Origin of the sequence: Pseudomonas sp. B21-047, assembly GCF_024748775.1 — a bacterium.
GTDB lineage: Bacteria > Pseudomonadota > Gammaproteobacteria > Pseudomonadales > Pseudomonadaceae > Aquipseudomonas > Aquipseudomonas capeferrum.
In genome coordinates, this window is sequence record NZ_CP087169.1 from 853,488 (window position 1) to 872,470 (window position 18,983).

General features: G+C 65.0%; 16 protein-coding genes. 7 read left to right on the forward strand and 9 right to left on the reverse strand.

The genetic code is table 11. The features are described from left to right. Positions 1–62: 62 nt before the first annotated feature. Positions 63–911: a carboxylating nicotinate-nucleotide diphosphorylase gene (nadC, locus tag LOY26_RS03950; RefSeq protein ID WP_186660227.1), complete on the reverse strand. Its 849-nt coding sequence runs from the start codon at positions 909–911 to the stop codon at positions 63–65. A gap of 242 nt (positions 912–1,153) precedes the next feature. Between nadC and LOY26_RS03955 the strand changes: the two genes are divergently transcribed. The 3 genes from LOY26_RS03955 (at position 1,154) to ampE (ending at position 4,799) form a co-directional block, all read left to right on the forward strand. After that, positions 1,154–3,319, forward strand: coding sequence for a DUF1631 domain-containing protein (locus tag LOY26_RS03955; RefSeq protein ID WP_258714416.1), 2,166 nt, complete (start codon positions 1,154–1,156; stop codon positions 3,317–3,319). A gap of 86 nt (positions 3,320–3,405) precedes the next feature. Further along, complete coding sequence (gene ampD / locus LOY26_RS03960; RefSeq protein ID WP_033701263.1) at positions 3,406–3,972, forward strand: 1,6-anhydro-N-acetylmuramyl-L-alanine amidase AmpD; 567 nt, start codon at positions 3,406–3,408, stop codon at positions 3,970–3,972. Then, positions 3,969–4,799: a regulatory signaling modulator protein AmpE gene (gene ampE / locus LOY26_RS03965; RefSeq protein ID WP_186662890.1), complete on the forward strand. Its 831-nt coding sequence runs from the start codon at positions 3,969–3,971 to the stop codon at positions 4,797–4,799. Before ampD ends, ampE begins: the two co-directional genes overlap by 4 nt. A gap of 18 nt (positions 4,800–4,817) precedes the next feature. Here the strand turns inward: ampE and LOY26_RS03970 are convergent, their stop codons facing one another. Both LOY26_RS03970 and cra read right to left on the reverse strand, forming a co-directional pair. Then, positions 4,818–5,594 carry a TatD family hydrolase gene (locus tag LOY26_RS03970; protein WP_258714417.1) on the reverse strand — a complete coding sequence of 259 codons (777 nt, stop codon included), beginning with the start codon at positions 5,592–5,594 and terminating at the stop codon, positions 4,818–4,820. 2 nt (positions 5,595–5,596) lie between these two features. Next, positions 5,597–6,592 (reverse strand): catabolite repressor/activator, encoded by a 996-nt coding sequence (gene cra, locus LOY26_RS03975; RefSeq protein WP_186660221.1) that lies wholly within the window; start codon positions 6,590–6,592, stop codon positions 5,597–5,599. A 287-nt stretch (positions 6,593–6,879) separates the two neighbouring features. On the opposite strand from cra, the gene ptsP reads away from it, so the two are divergent. Genes ptsP through LOY26_RS03990 form a run of 3 tightly spaced genes read left to right on the forward strand, consistent with a single transcriptional unit; the run spans position 6,880 to position 12,415 of the window. Further along, positions 6,880–9,732 carry a phosphoenolpyruvate--protein phosphotransferase gene (gene ptsP, locus LOY26_RS03980; protein WP_258714418.1) on the forward strand — a complete coding sequence of 951 codons (2,853 nt, stop codon included), beginning with the start codon at positions 6,880–6,882 and terminating at the stop codon, positions 9,730–9,732. Beyond that, on the forward strand, positions 9,732–10,679 hold the full coding sequence (gene pfkB / locus LOY26_RS03985; RefSeq protein ID WP_186662892.1) for a 1-phosphofructokinase: 948 nt from the start codon (positions 9,732–9,734) through the stop codon (positions 10,677–10,679). The genes ptsP and pfkB overlap by 1 nt, the downstream gene beginning before the upstream one ends. Beyond that, positions 10,676–12,415 carry a PTS fructose-like transporter subunit IIB gene (locus tag LOY26_RS03990; RefSeq protein WP_258714419.1) on the forward strand — a complete coding sequence of 580 codons (1,740 nt, stop codon included), beginning with the start codon at positions 10,676–10,678 and terminating at the stop codon, positions 12,413–12,415. Before pfkB ends, LOY26_RS03990 begins: the two co-directional genes overlap by 4 nt. A gap of 34 nt (positions 12,416–12,449) precedes the next feature. Here LOY26_RS03990 and LOY26_RS03995 read toward each other — a convergent pair whose 3' ends face one another. After that, the gene (locus LOY26_RS03995; RefSeq protein ID WP_095064025.1) at positions 12,450–12,671 is read right to left on the reverse strand and encodes a DUF3820 family protein; all 222 of its coding nucleotides are present in this window, start codon (positions 12,669–12,671) and stop codon (positions 12,450–12,452) included. Positions 12,672–12,872: 201 nt separating this feature from the next. Here LOY26_RS03995 and LOY26_RS04000 point away from each other — a divergent pair, with 201 nt between their 5' ends. Further along, entirely contained in the window at positions 12,873–13,349 is a 477-nt protein-coding gene (locus LOY26_RS04000; RefSeq protein ID WP_186660213.1) for a PA2169 family four-helix-bundle protein, read from the forward strand. Here LOY26_RS04000 and LOY26_RS04005 read toward each other — a convergent pair. The 5 genes from LOY26_RS04005 to LOY26_RS04025 all read right to left on the reverse strand — a co-directional run bounded on the left by LOY26_RS04005 (position 13,346) and on the right by LOY26_RS04025 (position 18,979). After that, entirely contained in the window at positions 13,346–14,842 is a 1,497-nt protein-coding gene (locus LOY26_RS04005; protein ID WP_186662893.1) for a sensor domain-containing diguanylate cyclase, read from the reverse strand. The genes LOY26_RS04000 and LOY26_RS04005 overlap by 4 nt on opposite strands. 181 nt (positions 14,843–15,023) lie before the next feature. Continuing rightward, complete coding sequence (locus LOY26_RS04010; protein WP_095064026.1) at positions 15,024–16,358, reverse strand: OprD family porin; 1,335 nt, start codon at positions 16,356–16,358, stop codon at positions 15,024–15,026. Positions 16,359–16,562: 204 nt separating this feature from the next. After that, positions 16,563–16,787, reverse strand: coding sequence for a hypothetical protein (locus tag LOY26_RS04015; protein WP_033701248.1), 225 nt, complete (start codon positions 16,785–16,787; stop codon positions 16,563–16,565). A gap of 130 nt (positions 16,788–16,917) precedes the next feature. Continuing rightward, positions 16,918–18,330, reverse strand: coding sequence for a heavy metal sensor histidine kinase (locus tag LOY26_RS04020; protein WP_258714420.1), 1,413 nt, complete (start codon positions 18,328–18,330; stop codon positions 16,918–16,920). Continuing rightward, positions 18,305–18,979, reverse strand: a complete 675-nt coding sequence (locus LOY26_RS04025; protein WP_186661069.1) for a heavy metal response regulator transcription factor — start codon at positions 18,977–18,979, stop codon at positions 18,305–18,307. The genes LOY26_RS04020 and LOY26_RS04025 overlap by 26 nt, the downstream gene beginning before the upstream one ends. Positions 18,980–18,983 lie beyond the last annotated feature (4 nt).

Here is an 18,983-nt window from a genome sequence, read left to right on the forward strand (position 1 = left end):
CCAACGTTAAAAAAAAACCGGCCATCTGGCCGGTTTTTTCATGCCTGCAATTTTCTGCGCCTTCAGAGGCTCAAGCGCATCGACAAGTCCACCGCCTTCACATCCTTGGTCATGGCACCAATGGAGATGTAATCGACGCCGGTTTCGGCAATCACCCGCAAGGTGCTCTCGTTGACGCCGCCGCTGGCCTCAAGTTTGGCCTTGCCTGCGGTGATGCGCACCGCTTCGCGCATTTCATCCAGGGTCAGCTCGTCGAGCATGATGATATCCGCGCCCGCACTCAGGGCCTGGCGCAGTTCGTCCAGGCTTTCGACCTCGATTTCCACGGGTTTGCCAGGGGCGATGCGGTGCGCTGCTGCGACCGCTTCAGGCACGCCACCGCTGGCGGCGATGTGGTTTTCCTTGATCAGGAAGGCATCGTAAAGGCCGATGCGGTGGTTGTCGCAACCGCCACAGGTGACTGCGTACTTTTGCGCCAGGCGCAGGCCGGGCAGGGTCTTGCGGGTGTCGAGCAGGCGCACCTGGGTGCCGTCGACCAGGTCGGCCAGAAAGCGCGCGCGCGTGGCGACGCCAGACAGCATCTGCAAAAAGTTGAGCGCACTGCGCTCACCGCTGAGCAGCGAGCGTGCCGGGCCTTCCAGGTGGAACAGCGGCTGGTTGGCCAGCGCGCGGTCGCCGTCGGCGACTTGCCAGTGCACGGCTACCCGCGGGTCGAGCTGGCGAAACACGGCGTCGACCCAGGCGGTGCCGGCGATCACGCAGTCCTCGCGGGTAATGATGGTCGCCTTGGCCAGGCGCTCGGCAGGGATCAGCTGCGCGGTGATATCGCCACTGCCGATGTCCTCCAGCAGCGCGCGGCGCACGTTGGCTTCGATTTCGGCGGTCAGGTCGGCGAGGCGTAGGTTCGGCATGGTCGGCTCCACAAGCTAGATGCCGGCGATTATAGGGCAGGGGGCCGGTGTGTACAGCGCCCTGGCGGGTGACCTTTGGTCGGTCGGTGTGAGCATGTGCGGCAAAGCAGGGTCATTTCCCTGCACGCGAAACGGCGCTGGCAGCTATCAGATTTTTTGCTGATAATAGTGCCCAGTATTTGGCGTCATAGCTTTGACGAATTATTGCCCGCTCGGGCAAGCGAGCCTGCAAGGAGTTCGGGATGCATAAAGAAGGCAAGGTGGTGCCGCTGGCGGCAGCCATCGACAGAGGGGCGCGCACGCCTCTGCCTTGCCTTCCGGTACTGCTCCTGCAAGTGCGCGACAAGGCTGCACTGCAATTGCGCCAAGGCCTGCAAGCCTTGTTCGACAACGCCGACGACACCCTGTTCGAGATGGCCGACAAGGCCTTCGAGCGCTGCGACCAGAACCTGTATTTCGAAGCGATGCGCGACGTGCGCCTGAAGCGCAAAAGCATCGAGCGGGGCTTTCTCGATACCTTCTACGACACCTTCGCCAGCATCGGCAAGGTTGACCCCTTGGGGTGCCTGGGTGAAACGCAAAGCGCAGCGAGCAAGGCGCAACTGGAGCGCGCATCGGCGCTTGAAGGGATGGTCGCGCGCGTGCTCTCGCGTGACGGCATTGCCCTCCAGCAACTGGGCCTGCGCTTGCAGGCCTTGCTCGATCGCCCTGTAGCGGAGCAGCAGAACCCGGTCGGGCCTGCTGCCCTGTGCGGTTATTTTCTCGATGCGGGCCGCAACCTGGGGGTCGGTCTGCGGGTGAAGCTGGTGTTGCTCAAGCTCTTCGAGCGCTACGTGCTGCGTGATGTGGATGTGCTTTACGCGGAGGCCAACCAGTTGCTGGCCGCCGCCGGCGTGCTGCCCGAGTTGCAACCCGCACCGCGTCGGCGTGCCGAGGACCGGCGCATGAGTGCCGGGCGCCGGCCGGCAAACCTGGAGGCACAGGGGCAGGAGGGCGCGGACAGTGCGGGGCAAGCGTTTTTTGCTTCGCTGCAGGCACTGCTGGCCCCGTCGCGTGGGCAGATCGCACCGCGTTTGCAGGCTGTGGCCGCTGCCCAACCGATCAGCACCGGCGACCTGCTGCGCCTGCTCTCGCACCTGCAACACTATGTACCCGCCACCCAAGCGGCAGATGACTTCGAACTCGGCCAGCAGCTTGAGCAACTGCTGTTGCGCGTCAGTGTGCGCAGTGGCACCCGCCGGCGCATCGCCACCGCCGATGAAGACATGATCAACCTGGTCGGCCTGCTGTTCGGCTATATCCACAATGACCACAACCTGCCGCCCAGCCTGCGGGCGCTGATTGCGCGTTTGCATATCCCGCTGCTCAAGGTCGCGCTGCTCGACAAGGGGTTGTTCAGCCGTGCCAGCCACCCGGCCCGCCGCCTGCTCAACGAGATCGCTGCTGCTGCGATCGGCTGGGAGCACGGCGGTGAGGGCCTGCGCGACAGTTTGCATCTGCGGGTGGAGCGAATCATTCAGCGCCTGCTCAACGATTACACCGAGGACGCGTGCCTGTTCGCCGAACTGCTCGACGAATTCCTCGCCTTCAGCCACGACGAGCGCCGCCGTAACGAGCTGCTCGAGCAGCGCACCCGAGACGCCGAAGAGGGCCGGGCGCGCACCTTGCAGGCCCGCCTGCGGGTGCAGCAAGTGCTCAACCAGCGTCTGCGCGGGCGGGTGTTGCCGCAGGTGGTGGTACAGATGCTGGTGCAGGCCTGGAGCCAGGTGCTGCTGCTGGCGTGGCTCAAGCAGGGCGAAGGCTCGCCCGTGTGGCGTGATGCCCTGGCCACCATGGACACTCTGCTCGTCAGCATTGCCCCGCACCAGGCCTGCGAGCAACTGCTGCAACAGGTGCCAGGCCTGCTCAAGGCCTTGCGTGAAGGCCTGGCTGGCGTGGCGCTGGACTCGTCCGCCACCCGCGACTTCTTCCAGCAACTGGAGCAATTGCACCTGCGTGCCTGCTCGGCTTGCGTACCGCCATTGGCCGATGACCACCCGGCGTTGCAAGAGGTACGGGTAGCCGAGGACATCGTCCTGGCCCTCGCCGAAGAGCCGGCCTGTGCGCCCTTGCACATTGCCGATGGGTTCGCCGCGCAACTGCGCCAAGTGCAGCGCCTGCGTATCGGCACCTGGGTCGAGGTGTTCGATGAAGACGACCCACTGCGCTGCAAGCTGGTGGCACGTATCGACAGCAATGATCGGTTGGTCTTTGCCAATCGCACGGGCATGAAGGTGCGAGAATGGAGCACTGGCAGCCTGGCCCAGGCGCTGCAGCGGGGGGATGCGCGTGTGCTCGATGACGGTTTGCTGTTCGAACGGGCGCTGGCGTCGGTGCTTGAAGGGCTGCGGCAACAGCAGGTGCATTGACCCCCTTACAATGATTCACATGCAAACGGCCTCGCCCGCAGGGCATACTGCTGTTCTGTACCCGGCGTTTTTCAGGATCTGCCACCATGCAATTGGACCGTGCCACCGGCTGGTTCCACGGAATCACCCACTGCCCTTCGCCGAACTTCAACGCGCGCCCCGAGGGCGAGTCGATTTCCCTGCTGGTGATCCACAACATCAGCCTGCCGCCCGCGTGTTTCGGCACCGGCAAGGTTCAGGAGTTCTTCCAGAACCGCCTGGACGCCAATGAGCACCCCTATTTCCAGAGCATCTGCCAGCTGACGGTGTCGGCGCACCTGTTCGTCGAGCGCGATGGCGCCGTGACCCAGTTCGTGTCATTGCTCGACCGCGCCTGGCATGCTGGCGTCTCCAGCTTCGACGGGCGTGAAGGCTGCAATGACTTTTCCATCGGCATCGAGCTCGAAGGCACTGACGACCTGCCTTACACCGATGCCCAGTACGCCACGCTGGCGCAGCTTACCCGGCAGATCCGCAACGCCTGGCCGGTCATCGGCCTGGCGCGCATCCAGGGCCACAGCGACATTGCGCCGGTGCGCAAGACCGACCCAGGCCCGGCATTCGACTGGGGCCGCTATCGCCAAACCGTGAAGGATAACGAGGATTACCCATGAGTTTTCTGGTTCTGCTGCTGGCGCTGTGGGTCGAGAAGTTCTCGGCACTGCGCCATCAAGTACAGCGCGATGGTTTTTTCCTGGGCGAGATGGTGCGCCTGGAGCGCAGCGGCAAGGTGCAGCCGTGGTGGACGCTGGCCATTCTGGTGCTGGCGCCGGTAGCGGTGCTGGTACTGCTGCTGCATGTGCTGGAGCCGGTGGCCTATGGCCTGCTGGCATTGCCGGTACACCTGCTGGTGCTGGTCTACAGCCTGGGCCGCGGCGATGCGAAGGCGGCGCTGGGGCCGTTTCGAGATGCCTGGCGGCGCGGTGATGATCAGGCCGCCCTGCACGTTGCCGAGCGCGATCTGGGCCTGGTGGCCGACGAACCGCAAAGCCTGCTGGTGCGCGTGCAGGGCTATTTGCTGTGGCAGGTTTACCAGAGCTTCTTTGCCGTGATCTTCTGGTATTTCGTGCTCGGCCCAGGTGCTGCGTTGGCCTATCGCCTGCTGGCGCTGTGCGGCGAGCATAGCAATCAGCCCGCGCTCAAGGCGCGTGCCGAGCAATTGCGGCACATCATGGACTGGCTGCCGGTGCGGGTGCTGGCCTTGAGCTTCGCGCTGGTCGGCAATTTCGTCGCGGTCACCCGCGTCATGCTCCACGAACTGCTCAACTGGCACATCAGCGCCGGGCACCTGGTGGCCCGGGTCGGCCGGATTGCCGACGATATTCCCGAGGAAGAAGACAGCCAGCGTGGGTTGAGCCGGTTGGACAGCTTGTGGGAGTTGCTGCTGCGCTGCGCGGTGCTGTGGTATGCCGGGTTCGCCTTGTGGACGGTGCTGGTCTGAGCCTACCCAGGTAGCTGGCTACCAGCCAAACAGCTCGCAGGCATTGCGGCTGCTGGCGGCGGCCAGTTGCTCGACATCGACCCCCATCACCTGCGCCAGCGCCGCCGCGATCTCAGGCAGGTGCTCCGGGCTGTTGCGCTCACCCGGGTACATCACCGGGGCCATGTCCGGCGCATCGGTCTCCAGCACGACGCTCTCCAGCGGTAGCCGTGCCAGGGTCTTGCGCAGCCGCAACGCCTGGGGCCAGGTGGCTGCCCCGCCAAGGCCAAGGCGAAACCCGAGCTTGATGTATTCACGCGCTTCTTCGTAGCTGCCCGCAAACGCATGGATCACCCCCGCCCGCGCCGGCTTGTAGCGCTTGAGCGTGGCGATCACCTGGGCGTGGCTGCGGCGCACATGCAGCAAGGCGGGCAGTGCGAAGTCGCAGGCCAGTTGCAACTGGGCCTCGAACAGCGCCTGTTGGCGGCCTTTGTCCAGTGCTTCGAGGTAGTAGTCCAGCCCGAACTCACCCACAGCGCACAGGCGCGGGTCGCCGCGCAGGCGGTCCAGCCAGTCGCGCAGTTGCGTGAGGTGCTCGGGGCGATGCTGGTCGAGATAGACCGGATGCAGCCCAAGGGCTGCAAACACCTGCGTCTCGGCGCAGGCCAGGTCCCATACCCGCTGGAAGTTCGCCTGATACACCCCCAGCACCACTATGCGTTCAACCCCTCGCGCCGCCGCGTTGGCCAGCAGGCGCGGGCGGTCGGCATCGAAGTCGGGGAAGTCGAGGTGGGTGTGGGTGTCGATCAGGCGCATGCTCAGCCCGCTGTGATCCGTTGCTTGAAGGTTCGACCGATGGCGTGTACGCCGGGTTCGTAGCGTTTTTCCTCGATTGCAGCCAAGGCCAGCTCCAGTGCGGTGGCAGCAATCAGCCCGTGCTGCTGGGCCATGGCATTGACCGGAAGCGGCAGGAAATCGAGCAGTTGATTGTCACCGAAGGTGCCCAGCTGCAGCTGGCGCGAGTCGGCGGGGCGCGCCTGCAGGGTGTCGAACACCCCTTGCAGCAGCACGTAGGAAGTGGTGACCAAGGCATCGGGCAACCCGCCTTGCTCGTCGATCAGTTGCTGCATCAGGCGCTGGCCGCATTCGCGGCTGAATGCCTCGCCCTGGTAACGCCGCACTTCACCGGCATAGCCTTGCAGCGCTTCGTCGAAGCCGCCGGCACGGGCCTGGCTGACCGAAAGCTCAGGGCGCGCGCCGATCAGGGCGATGCTGCGCGGGGCAGCGTTTAGCAGGCTGGCCGCCAACTGGCGGCTGGCATCGCGGTCATCGCTGATGACCGAGCAGAAGTGCGCTGGGTCCAGGCGGCGGTCAATGGCGATCACCGGCATGCCCTTGTCCTGCAGTTCACGGTAGCTGTCGTCTTCCACCGGCAGGCAGCTGGCGACGAACAGGGCGTCGCAACGGCGGGCGCGGAACAGTTGCTGCAGCTGGCGCTCGCTGTCGGGCTGGTCATCGCTGCTGGCAATCAGCAGTTGATAGCCCCGGGCGCGGGCGCCTTGTTCCAACTGCTTGGCGATGCGCGCGTAGCTGGGGTTCTCAAGGTCAGGGAGAATGAAGCCCAATGTGCGGGTGTGTCGGCTGCGCAGGCCGGCGGCTTGCGGGTTGGGCGTGAAGCCATGGGCCTCGACCACCGCGCGCACACGCTCGACAGTGCCGCTGCTGATGCGCTGCTGTTCGGCCTTGCCATTGATGACGTAGCTGGCAGTGGTCACGGACACACCGGCCAGACGGGCGATATCGCTGAGTTTCACCGAATTTTCCTTATTATTACCGGGGCTGGCTGCGAGGCCTGACCGGGTAGTTTGACCCGGAGTTGCCACCGCGCGCAGACGACCATTGTCGCAATTGTCCGACAGGATGGGGCTTTTTCCTGGGGAGATTATCGAGTAACGTGGCCGCCTGGTCAGGTTAAACGTTTCAGCTGCCAAATATTCTGCCTTGGCTGCCGCCTGTGCAAGGCTGTTGAACTGGCCGTTTTCGTGAATTTCACAACAATAACCTCAGTACCCGACTTTGGGCACTGTAAAAGGAGAAGGTCATGCTCGAGCTCGCCACAGGGCAGATAGCCATGGGCCAGAAGGCCGCGGACAAGGCCGAGGCATTGCGCCTGCTGGCGGACCAACTGGTTGCCGACGGCCTGGTCGCCGAGGGTTACCTGCAAGGCCTGCAGGCCCGTGAGGCGCAGGGCTCGACCTTCCTCGGCCAGGGCATTGCCATCCCCCACGGCACCCCGCAGACCCGCGACCTGGTGCATACCACCGGGGTGCGCTTGCTGCAGTTCCCCGAGGGTGTGGACTGGGGCGATGGCCAGGTGGTCTACCTGGCCATCGGTATCGCTGCCCGCTCTGACGAACACTTGCGCTTGCTGCAACTGCTGACCCGCGCCTTGGGCGAGACCGACCTCGCCGAAGCGCTGCGCCGGGCCAGCTCTGCCGAAGCCTTGCTCAAGTTGTTGCAAGGTGCGCCGCAAGCCTTGGCGCTGGATGCGCAACTGGTTGGCCTGAACCTGCCGGCCGAAGACTTCGACGAACTGGCCTGGCGCGGTGCGCGCCTGCTGCAGCGCGCCGGTTGCGTCGACAGTGGCTTTGCCGCCGTGCTGCAACAGGCCGAGCCGCTGCCACTGGGCGAGGGCCTGTGGTGGCTGCACAGCGAGCGCCAGGTGCGCCAGCCTGGCCTGGCATTCATTACCCCGCAGCAACCGTTGCGTTACCGCGACCAACCGCTCAACGGCTTGTTCTGCCTGGCAAGCCTCGGCGCTGCCCATCAGGCCTTGCTCGAGCGCCTGTGCGAAGTGCTGATCGAAGGGCGCGGGCAGATGCTCTACCAGGCCACCAGCAGCCGCGCGGTGCTGCAGGTGCTGGGCGGCGAGGCGCCGGCAGATTGGCCCAGCGCGCGCATCGTGCTGGCCAACTCGCATGGTTTGCATGCCCGCCCGGCCAAGGTGCTGGCACAACTGGCCAAGGGGTTCGAGGGCGAAGTCCGTGTGCGCCTGACCGACAGCGCGCAACCCGCCGTGTCGGTCAAGAGCTTGAGCAAGTTGCTCAGCCTCGGTGCCCGTCGTGGTCAGGAGCTGGAACTGATTGCCGAACCCGGTATTGCCGCTGATGCGCTGCCGGTGCTGCTGGCGGCCATCGAGCAGGGCCTGGGCGAGGACGTCGAGCCGCTGCCGCAAAGCGCTGCAGCGCTTGCCGTCCCGCCGCAGGAGGTGCTGCAGGCACCCGCCGCAGGTAGCCGAATTCAGGGCGTCGGCGCGGCCCCCGGCATTGCCAGTGGCCCGGCGCACGTCTGCGTCGAGCGCGACATCGACTACCCGCTGCGCGGTGAGTCCCCCGCCCAGGAACGGGTCAAACTGCGCGAGGCCCTGGCAACGGTAAACGGCGAGTTGCAAACGCTGGTCCAGCGCAGCGACAAGGCCATCGGCGAGATCTTCGTCACCCACCAGGAAATGCTCGCCGACCCGGCGTTGGCCGATGATGTCGAGCAGCGCCTGGCCCAGGGCGAGAGCGCCCCTGCGGCGTGGATGGCGGTGATCGAGGCGGCCGCCCGGCAGCAGGAGTCGCTGCACGACGCCTTGCTCGCCGAGCGTGCCGCCGACCTGCGCGACATCGGCCGCCGCGTGCTGGCCCAGTTGTGCGGCGTGCAGGCGCAGGTTGAGCCCGACCAGCCGTACGTACTGGTGATGACCGAGGTCGGGCCTTCCGATGTGGCCAGGCTGGACCCAAGCCGGGTCGCCGGCATCGTCACCGCCCAGGGCGGGGCGACTGCTCACAGTGCCATCGTCGCGCGCGCCTTGGGCATCCCAGCGGTGGTCGGCGCCGGTGCAGCGATTCTGCTGCTCGATGGCGGCACGCCATTGTTGCTCGATGGGCAACGCGGTGTGGTGAACATCGCGCCAGCCGCCGCCGAGCTGCAACGCGCCCTGGCCGAGCGCGACCAGCGTGAGCAGCGCCTGCAAGCGGCCTGGGCCAACCGTCATGAACCGGCTATCACCCGTGATGGCCATGCCGTCGAGGTCTTTGCCAACATCGGCGAGAGCAGCGGTATCGACAAGGTCGTGGAGCAGGGCGCAGAAGGCGTCGGCTTGCTGCGCACCGAGCTGATTTTCATGGCCCACCCCCAGGCGCCGGACGTGGCCACCCAGGAAGCCGAGTACCGCCGCGTGCTCGACGGCCTGGGTGGGCGGCCGCTGGTGGTGCGCACCCTGGATGTCGGCGGCGACAAGCCGCTGCCTTACTGGCCGATCGCTGCCGAAGACAACCCCTTCCTCGGCGTGCGCGGTGTGCGTTTGACCTTGCAGCGCCCACAGGTGATGGAAGACCAGCTGCGCGCCTTGCTGCGCGCGGCCGACCAGCGCCCGCTGCGGATCATGTTCCCGATGGTCGGCCAGGTGCACGAATGGCGTGAAGCGCGGGCCATGGTCGAGCGCCTGCGTGAGGAAATTCCGGTGGCCGACCTGCAACTGGGCATCATGGTCGAGGTGCCCTCGGCGGCCCTGCTGGCGCCGCAGCTGGCACGTGAAGTGGACTTCTTCAGCATCGGCACCAACGACCTGACCCAATACACCCTGGCCATCGACCGTGGCCACCCGAGCCTGTCGGCCCAGGCCGACGGCCTGCACCCGGCGGTGTTGAGCCTGATCGACATGACCGTGCGCGCTGCCCATGCCGAAGGCAAGTGGGTGGGCGTGTGCGGTGAGCTGGCCGCCGACCCGCAGGCGGTCGCCGTGCTGCTTGGTCTGGACGTTGACGAGTTGAGCGTCGCCGCCCGCAGCATTGCCGAAGTCAAGGCCCTGGTCCGCCAGGCCGATCACCAGACGGCCCGCGCCCTGGCGCGCGAAGCCTTGCAACAAGACAGCGCCGCGGCGGTTCGCGCGCTGGTGGAGCGTTACTGATGGCCAAGATCCTCACCCTCACCCTGAACCCGGCGCTGGATATCACCATCGGCCTCGATACCTTGCGCCCAGGGCACGTCAATCGCAGCCAGGCGCAGCACAGCCATGCCGCCGGCAAAGGGCTGAACGTCGCCCAGGTACTGGCCGATCTGGGCCACAGCGTCACCGTTGGCGGCTTCCTCGGGCAGGGCAACCTGCAGCCGTTCGAAGCCTTGATCGACTGGCGTGGTTTTACCGATTGCTTTGTCCGCGTAGCGGGCGAGACGCGCAGCAACATCAAGCTGGTCGAAGCCGATGGCCGCGTGACCGACATCAACGGCCAGGGGCCAGAGGTCGACGAAGCCGCCCGCGCTGCGTTGCTGCGGCGGCTGCTGCAGGTCGCCCCCGGGCATGATGCGGTGGTGGTGGCCGGCAGCCTGCCCCGCGGTATCAGCCCTGAGTGGTTCCGTCAGTTGCTCGAACAACTGAAGGCTCAGGGCCTGAAAATTGCCCTGGACAGCAGCGGCGAAGCGCTGCGTGCCGGCCTGCAATGCGCGCCGTGGTTGGTCAAACCCAATACCGAGGAACTTGGCGAGGTGCTTGGCCTGGCGGTGCAAAGCCCGGCGCAGCAACGCGCGGCGGCCGAGCGCCTGCTGGCCAGTGGCATCGAGCATGTGGTGGTGTCCGCCGGCGAGCAGGGCGTCAGCTGGTTCGCCCGCGACCTGGCCGTGCATGCCCAGCCGCCCAAGGTACGGGTTGCCAGCACCGTGGGCGCGGGGGATTCGCTGGTGGCGGGCATGGTCCATGGCCTGCTGCTTGGCGAGGCGCCCGCGCAGACCTTGCGCCGAGCCACCGCCATCGCCGCCCAGGCCGTGACCCAGGTCGGTTTCGGCATTCGTGACCGCGAGCAACTGGCACGCCTGGAAGCGGGCGTGCAAGTGACAGAACAACAAGAGGGTTGCCGATGAACATTGCCATTGTCACCGCCTGCCCCAACGGCCAGGTGTCCAGCGTGCTGAGCGCACGCCTGCTGGCTGCGGCTGCCCAGCGTCGTGGCTGGAGCACCAGCGTCGAGGTGGAGGACGCCGAGCACCCCGAGCGGCAGCTGACGCCGGCACAGATCAGCGAAGCCGACTGGGTATTGGTGGTCAGCACCGGGCCAGTGGACCTGGCCCGTTTTGTCGGCAAGCGCGTGTACCGGAGCACACCGTCCCAGGCGTTGGCCGACCGCGAGGGTTTCCTCGACGAGGCGGCGGCCAAGGCCCAGCTGTTGGCCGAGGTGCCCGGCAGCCCGGTCGCGGTGAGTGGCGCTGGCACGCGGATCGTCGCGGTGACTGCCTGCCCGACCGGCGTCGCGCACACCTTCATGGCCGCAGAGGCCTTGCAGCAGGCCGCACAGCAGCAGGGCTACCAACTCACCGTGGAGACTCAAGGGTCGGTGGGCGCGCGTAACCCACTGTCCGCCCAAGCCATCGCCGAGGCCGACGTGGTGCTGCTGGCCGCCGACATCGAAGTGCCCACGGCGCGTTTCGCCGGCAAGCGCATCTACCGCTGCGGCACCGGCATCGCCCTCAAGCAGGCTGGCGCCACCCTGGACAAGGCCCTGGCCGAAGCCAAGGTCGAACATGCCGCCGATGCCGCTGCGGCCTCCAGCGCCGGGAAGGGTGAGAAGACGGGGGTGTACAAGCACCTGCTTACCGGGGTGTCGTTCATGCTGCCGATGGTGGTGGCCGGCGGCCTGTTGATCGCATTATCGTTCGTGTTCGGTATCGAAGCCTACAAAGAGCCTGGCACCTTGCCGGCGGCCTTGATGCAGATTGGCGGCGAGGCGGCGTTCAAGCTGATGGTGCCGCTGTTGGCCGGCTACATCGCCTGGTCGATCGCCGACCGCCCGGGCCTGGCGCCCGGCATGATCGGTGGTCTGTTGGCCAGCTCCCTGGGGGCTGGCTTCATCGGCGGCATCATTGCAGGGTTTCTCGCCGGCTACAGCGCCAAGGCCATTGCCCGTTGGGCGAGGCTGCCAAGCAGCCTGGAGGCGCTCAAGCCGATCCTGATCATTCCGCTGTTGGCCAGCCTGTTCACCGGCCTGGTGATGATCTATGTGGTCGGCCAGCCAGTGGCGGCGATGCTCGAAGGGCTGACGCAGTTTCTCGACAGCATGGGCACCACCAACGCCATCCTGCTTGGGCTGGTGCTTGGCGGCATGATGTGCGTGGACCTGGGCGGGCCGATCAACAAGGCCGCCTACGCCTTTTCGGTGGGCTTGCTGGCCTCGTCGAGCTATGCCCCCATGGCGGCGACCATGGCTGCCGGCATGGTGCCGCCGATCGGCCTGGGGATTGCCAGCTTCATCGCCCGGCACAAGTTTGCCCAGAGCGAACGCGAGGCGGGCAAGGCCGCGCTGGCCCTGGGGCTGTGCTTCATTTCCGAAGGCGCCATCCCGTTTGCCGCCAAGGACCCGCTGCGGGTGATTCCGGCCAGTGTCGCCGGGGGCGCCTTGACCGGTGCGTTGTCGATGTACTTCGGCTGTAAGCTGATGGCACCGCACGGGGGCCTGTTCGTGCTGTTGATTCCCAACGCGATCAACCATGCGTTGCTGTACCTGCTGGCGATCGTGGCGGGGAGCCTGCTGACGGCCGTGGTGTACGCGGTGATCAAGAAGCGTGAGCAGGTGGAACTGGCAGTGGTGCCGGTGAAGGGGTAATCGAGCGTTCTGGGGCTGCGCAGCAGCCCCCTGCCTACCGCTGATGTTTACGCCGCAACGGCTCCAGCAAGTCCATCAGCCCGTTATGATCGACTTCATGCATCAGCGCCAACAACCCCCCCAGTTCCCCGGCCGGGAAGCCCTTGCGCGCGAACCAGGCCAGGTAGTCGCCCGGCAAGTCGGCAATGATGCGGCCTTGATACTTGCCAAAGGGCATGGTCCGGGTGACCAGCAGTTCGAGGGTTTCCGGTTTCATCGGCGCACCTGGCTGTGGAAAAGCGCCGACCATACTGCAATCTGCACGAAGGCCCAAGCGGCAATCATGCAGAACGCCGCTTCGAGCATGGCTGGGCTGTTATTTAACTAATTGATTTAAAAGGATTTAATTCTAAGTCGAGGGTTGGCACGAACGCTGCTCCATTACAGATGACTATCACCTGCCAAGGAGTTCGTGAACATGAGCAACCCCAACAAAGACGTGATCGATGTGCTCAACGACTTGATCGAATACAGCAAGGATGGCGAAAAAGGCTTCAAGGCCTCGGCCGAAGATGTGAAAAACCCCGAGCTGAAAGCCTTCTTCGTCCAGCGTGCCGGTGAATGTGGCAACGCCGCCGGCGAGCTGCAAAGCGAAGTACGCCGCCTGGGTGGCGACCCTGAGACATCCACCAGCATCAGCGGTGACCTGCACCGTGGCTGGGTCAACCTCAAGGCGATGGTCACCGGCAAGGATGAAGAGGCCGTGCTGAATGAGGTCGAGCGGGGCGAGGACCATGCCCTGAAAGCCTACAAGGAAGCCCGTGAGAAACTGGTCAAACTGGGCCGTACCGCCAGCGATCAGACTTACACCCTGGTAGAGAGACAGCTGCAAGGTGTGCAGCGTAACCACGACCAGGTCAAGGCACTGCGTAACGCCGCCCGCGCCCGTTCCTAAAGCGTAGGCCCCTCTACCCGGTTGCGGCCATTGGCCTTGGCCCGGTAGAGCGCCTCGTCCGCAGCCCTCAGTACGCTCGCCAGATCGTGCTGGGGGCCTGCTTCGTACAGGCCAATGCCAATGCTCACCGTCACTGCACGGGTGTCATTGGCAAACGGCGCCAGCGCCGCCACGCTGCTGCGAATACGTTCGGCCAGCAGCCGCGCCCCGGCCAGATCGGTCTCGGGCAAGATCACTTGAAACTCCTCCCCACCATAACGCGCCGCCAGGTCCGCCGGCCGCCTGATGCAGGCCTCGATGCACTTGGCTACTTCACGCAGTGCATGGTCACCCCCGGCATGGCCGTGGCGTTGGTTGAACGCTTTGAAATGGTCTACATCCACCATCAGCACTGCCAACGGTTTGTGGTTGCGTTGCGCGCGCGCCCACTCCAGGCGCAGCACCTGATCCAGCCGACGGCGGTTGGCCAGGCCGGTCAGGCTATCGGTGGCAGCCAGTGTCGCCAGGCCCTGCTCGGCCTCGTGGCGACGGCGCAGTTCGCGGCCTAGCAACAAGGTCAGCCAGAGCAGGCCCATGCACAGCACGCCCGTGGCCACGCCGACCACAATCGCGGTACGCCGCCACGACTGGAACACTTCGTCGGCCGAGTGCACCACCAACACGATCAGTGGCAAGTCGGCCACGTGGGCGAAGGTGTACATGCGTGAGGTGCCGTGGGTGGCGGAGTGGGCAGTGAAGCTGCCACTGCGCTCGCCAAGGATGCGCTTGAAGTTGGGCCGCTCGGCATAGTGGGTGCCGATCAGCGGGTCTTGCGGGCGCGTGGGCTGGCGGGCCAGCAGTTGGCCGTCGGTATTGAACAGGTTGATGCTGCTGTCATCGCCGATGTCCAGGCGCTTGAACAGTTCGCTGAAGTACGAAAGGCGCAGGGCGCCCGCCACCAGGCCGGCAAACTCGCCATCGGGGCCGGAGATGCGCCGGCTGAAACTGATGCACCAGTCCAGGTCGCCCAGCCTGGCCTTGAACGGCGGGCCAACCAGCAAGCCGAGGTCGGCATTGTGTAAATGGGCCTGGAACACCCCGGTGTCGCTGAAGTTGGCCTTGCGCGGTACGGTGCTGGTGGAATCGCCCACCACGTTGCCTTGCTTGTCGAGCCAGAGCACGTCACCGCGCTTGCGGTCGACGAACGCTTCATTGAACAACAGGCGTTGGCGTAGCGCACCGGGGATCTCCGGCAGTTCCTTGCGCCCGACCGCCCAGATCAAGCCCTGCAACGACTGATCGTAAAGTTCGGCGTTGCGCAGGATGTCGCTTTCGATCAGTTGGACGATGTTGTTGGAGGCGCGGATGGCCGACAGTTCGACGCTTTCGCGCTCACGGGCCAGCAGGTAACTGACGATGGCCACGATGGCGAGCACGGCAAGGCAACTGCCCAGGTTGAGGATCAGCTCGGGGTGCGACCTGTAGAGTGCGAAACGCGGTGATCGGGTGAGCATGCTCGCTACTGCTGAGGCAGGGCCATTCGCGGCGGCGCCATTCTAGGGAACTGGGGATTGTCGGACAAGATTTGTCCGACGGAATCACGCGCGTGTTTGGCTGGAAGGGGGCGGTGCCTGTGAGATCGAGCGCCGCCCGCCCCTAATCCCCTATCAGCGTCGCCCTCGCGCCTAACTCAGGTCAGAACACGTTCAACGGATAATCGACGATCACCCGCAGTTCGTCGTTGTCGCTGTTGCTGTCGATCGACGCATAGCCCTGGCTGCCCCGGTGGGCGGCGTAACGCACCAGCACCGAGAGGTCCTTGAAGTCGCCTTCCTGGAACACGTATTTCACGTCCAGGTCACGCTCCCAGTGCATGGCATTCTTGCCATCGGCGCGGTAGTAGTCGTAGTGGGTGTTGTTCTGGTCGGCTTTGGTCAGGTCTGCCTCGCCGCGCGAGTACGACAGCGTCGTGCTCAGGCCGGGGATGCCCAGGCCTGCGAAGTCGTAGCCGTATTGCAGCTTCCACGAGCGCTCGTTGGGCGCGTTGAAGTCCGAGTACATGCGCGAGTTGTCCAGGTACACGCTGTCGCCCAGGTTGATGTAGTCGAACGGCGTATCGCCATTGACCCGCTGGTAGGCAGCCGTGACGCTGTGGAAGCCGGCGTTGACGGTGAAGTGCACGCTGTAGGTGTTGTTGTCGATCTTGCCCAGCAGGGCCTGGCCGGTGTCTTGGGTGTGATAGAAGTGCACACCCGGGTTGAGGCTGACCAGGTCGTTGACCACATAGGTGTAGTCGAAGTCGGCGTAGTACTGGTTCCAGATGTCCTTCAGCTCGGCGGCGTACAGGTTGGCGGTGATGTTTTCGCTACCGCTCCACGCTGCGCCGGCCCAGTTCAGGTGCTTGCTCTTGTCGTGTTCGTCCAGCGAGCCGTAGTAGGTGTCGATGCGGCGGTGGCCGCTCTGGTTGTACGGCTTGGTGAAGCTGACCTGGCCGCCTTCGAGCAGCAGGCCGTCGATGCTGGTGTTGGTCAGGCTCACACCGCGGAAGGTCTGCGGCAGCATGCGGGTTTCGCCACCGGCGATCACCGGGTTGGTGAGGAACAGGTCACCGGCCTTCAGCTCGGTGTCAAAACCCTTCAGTTTGACCGCTGCACCTGCGGTAGAGAACGAATGCGGGGCCGCGCCCAGTTCGCCGTCGTCCTTCACATGCTGCGGCAGAATGCTGGTGCCAGCATGGCCGCCACCGCCATCGAGCTTGAGGCCCAGCATGGCATGGGCGTCCACGCCGAAGCCGATCACGCCGGGGGTATAGCCCGACTCGAAGCGCGCCACTGCGCCCTGGCCCCACTCGCGGGTGTCGCGCGCGCCGGCATTGTGGTTGTCGCGGTTGAAGTAGGCATTACGAAAATGCAGGTTCAGGGAAGACCCTTCGATGAAGCCATCAGCCTTGTCTTCATCTGCCTGGGCGGCGAAAGGCATCGTTGCAGTCAATGCAATGAACAACGGGGTAAAACGAAACGCGGAAGGCACCGGTACTAGCTCCTTTGGTCTGACGGTGGGGCAGTTTTTATTTTTGAATGTGCAACTTTCTTATGGGTGACGTTACCGCCGGGCTGATAGTTAAAACACATAAAAAAAGCCGCTGATTGGCAGCGGCTTTAAAAGGCTAACATATCGGCACCTACGGTGCCCATGGCGTAGCCAAGGGAAAACGGGAGCAGGTACGGCGGCCGATCAGCTGTCGGCATTGGCGTCGCTGGACACCTTGGAAGCTGTCTGGTTTGCGTCTTTTACGGCGTCGGCCTGTTGTGCGGCTACAGCGTCGCGGGCCTCTTGATGGACGGCGGCGAGCTCTGCATTACGGGCGACGAAAGCCGGGGATTCTTCGGCCATGGCCAGGGGCGACAACAACAGGGAAGACAGGACGAAGACGCTGGCAATACCCATACTGTTGGACATTTGAAACTACCTTCTTGCGATGCAAGTGCTAATGAGGACAGGGCTAAAGTTAGTCCCTTCAGGGCACTTTAAACAGAGCGAAGTACGATAAGCACTGTTGCGCAAAAGGTAACGATCATGCGGCGAAAGCTCAGGCTTCTGCGGCAAACCCGCGCAGTTGAGCGCTTGGCAGGCGAATGCCGAAGGTGTTGGCGCCTGCCTCGCTGCGCACAAAAACCTCGCCGCCATGCATCAACGCAATCGCCTTGACGATGGCCAAGCCCAAACCATGGTTGCCACCCCCACTGTTGCTGCGCGCTGCATCCACCCGATAGAAGCGCTCGAACAGCAGCGGCAGGTGTGCGTCTTCGATCGCCGGCCCCGGGTTGCTCACGGCGATGCTGACCTGGCTCGGCCCGCTGTCGATCCGCACCTGGATCACCTGGTTGGGCGCGGTGTGCTGCACGGCATTGTTCAGCAGGTTGATCAGCGCCCGGCGCAGCTGGGCTTTCTCGATGGGCGCCTGGACATCGCCACTGACCGCGACGCGGACCTGTGCGTCTTCGAGGATGTAGTCCAGGTAGTCCAGCGTGGTCGCCACTTCCTCGGCCAGCGAGGCCTGGGTCAGTGCGGTGGCCTTGCTGCCCTGGTCGGCGCTGGCCAGGAACAGCATGTCGTTGATGATGCTGCGCAGGCGCTCCAGTTCTTCGAGGTTCGATTGCAGCACTTCGAAGTAGTGCTCGGCGCTGCGGCCGCGGGTCAGTGCCACCTGGGTCTGGCCAATCAGGTTGGTCAGCGGCGAGCGCAGCTCGTGGGCGACGTCGGCGTTGAACGCCTCCAGCCGTGAGTAGGCCTGGCTGACCCGGTCGAGCGCGGCGTTGAAGGCCCCGGCGAACTGCGCCAGTTCCGGGGCCAGGTCGTGGGTTTGCAGGCGCCCGTCCAGGCGTGGCGGCGCCAATGCCTGGGCTTCGTTGGACAGCGCCAGCAGCGGGCGCAGGCCGATGCGCGCCACCCAGTAGCCGAGCACCGAGGCCAGCAGCACGCCGAGCACCGCCAAGCCAACGATGGCCACCAGCAGGCTGTGCTGCGCCTGCCAGAAGGTCTCGGTGTCGATGCCGATCAGAAAGCGCAGCGGTGGGCGCTCGGCCAGCGCCGGCAACTCGCTGACCAGCACCTTGTAAGGGTAGGGCTGGCCGGGCAGGCGCAGGTCGCGCATGCCCGGCGGGCCTTCGGCAAACGCGCGAACCAGCTCGCTGGGGTGGCCATAGTCGTAGGCCGGGTCGCTGCTGACCACCCAGAAGCGGATGCGCTTGTCCTCTTCACTGAGCAGGTTGAGCTTGTTGCTGACCTTGGCCCAGTGATCGGCCGTGCCGAAACGGTTGAGGGTGGACTCCAGCACACTGAAACGCGCATCCAGCTCGGCGGCCGGCAGCAGGTCGAGGCTGCGGTCCACCTGGCGGTACAGCGCCGTACCGATCAGCAGGAACACGCCCACCGCCACCAGGATGAACAGCGCCGACAGGCGCAGTGCGATGGAGTTAGCCCGCACGGCTTTCCAGGACATAGCCCATGCCTCGGATGGTGTGCAGCAGCTTGTGGTCGAATGGCCCGTCGAGCTTGGCGCGCAGGCGTTTGATCGCCACTTCGACGACATTCGCGTCACTGTCGAAGTTGATGTCCCAGACCAGCTCGGCAATCGCGGTCTTGGACAGGATTTCGCCCTGGCGGCGGGCCAGCACGCTGAGCAGCGAGAACTCCTTGGCGGTCAGGTCCAGGCGTTGGCCGCCCCGGCTGGCCTTACGTGCCATCAGGTCGATCCACAGGTCGGCGACCTGTATCTGCAGCGGTTCGTGGCTGCTGCTGCGGCGGGTCAGGGCCTGCAGGCGGGCGACCAGTTCGAGGAAGGAAAAGGGTTTGCCCAGGTAATCATCGGCCCCTTCGCGCAGGCCATGGATGCGGTCTTCAACCCGCTCGCGGGCGGTCAGCATGATCACCGGCGTCTGCTTGCGCGCCCGCAAGGCGCGCAGCACGCCGTAGCCGTCCAGGCCCGGCAGCATCACGTCGAGCACGATTACCGCATAGTCACCTTCCAGGGCCAGGTGCAGGCCGTCGATACCGTCACGCGCCAGGTCCACGGTAAAGCCTTGCTCGCTGAGGCCGCGATGCAGGTAATCGGCGGTTTTTTCTTCGTCTTCGATGATCAGCACACGCATGGTC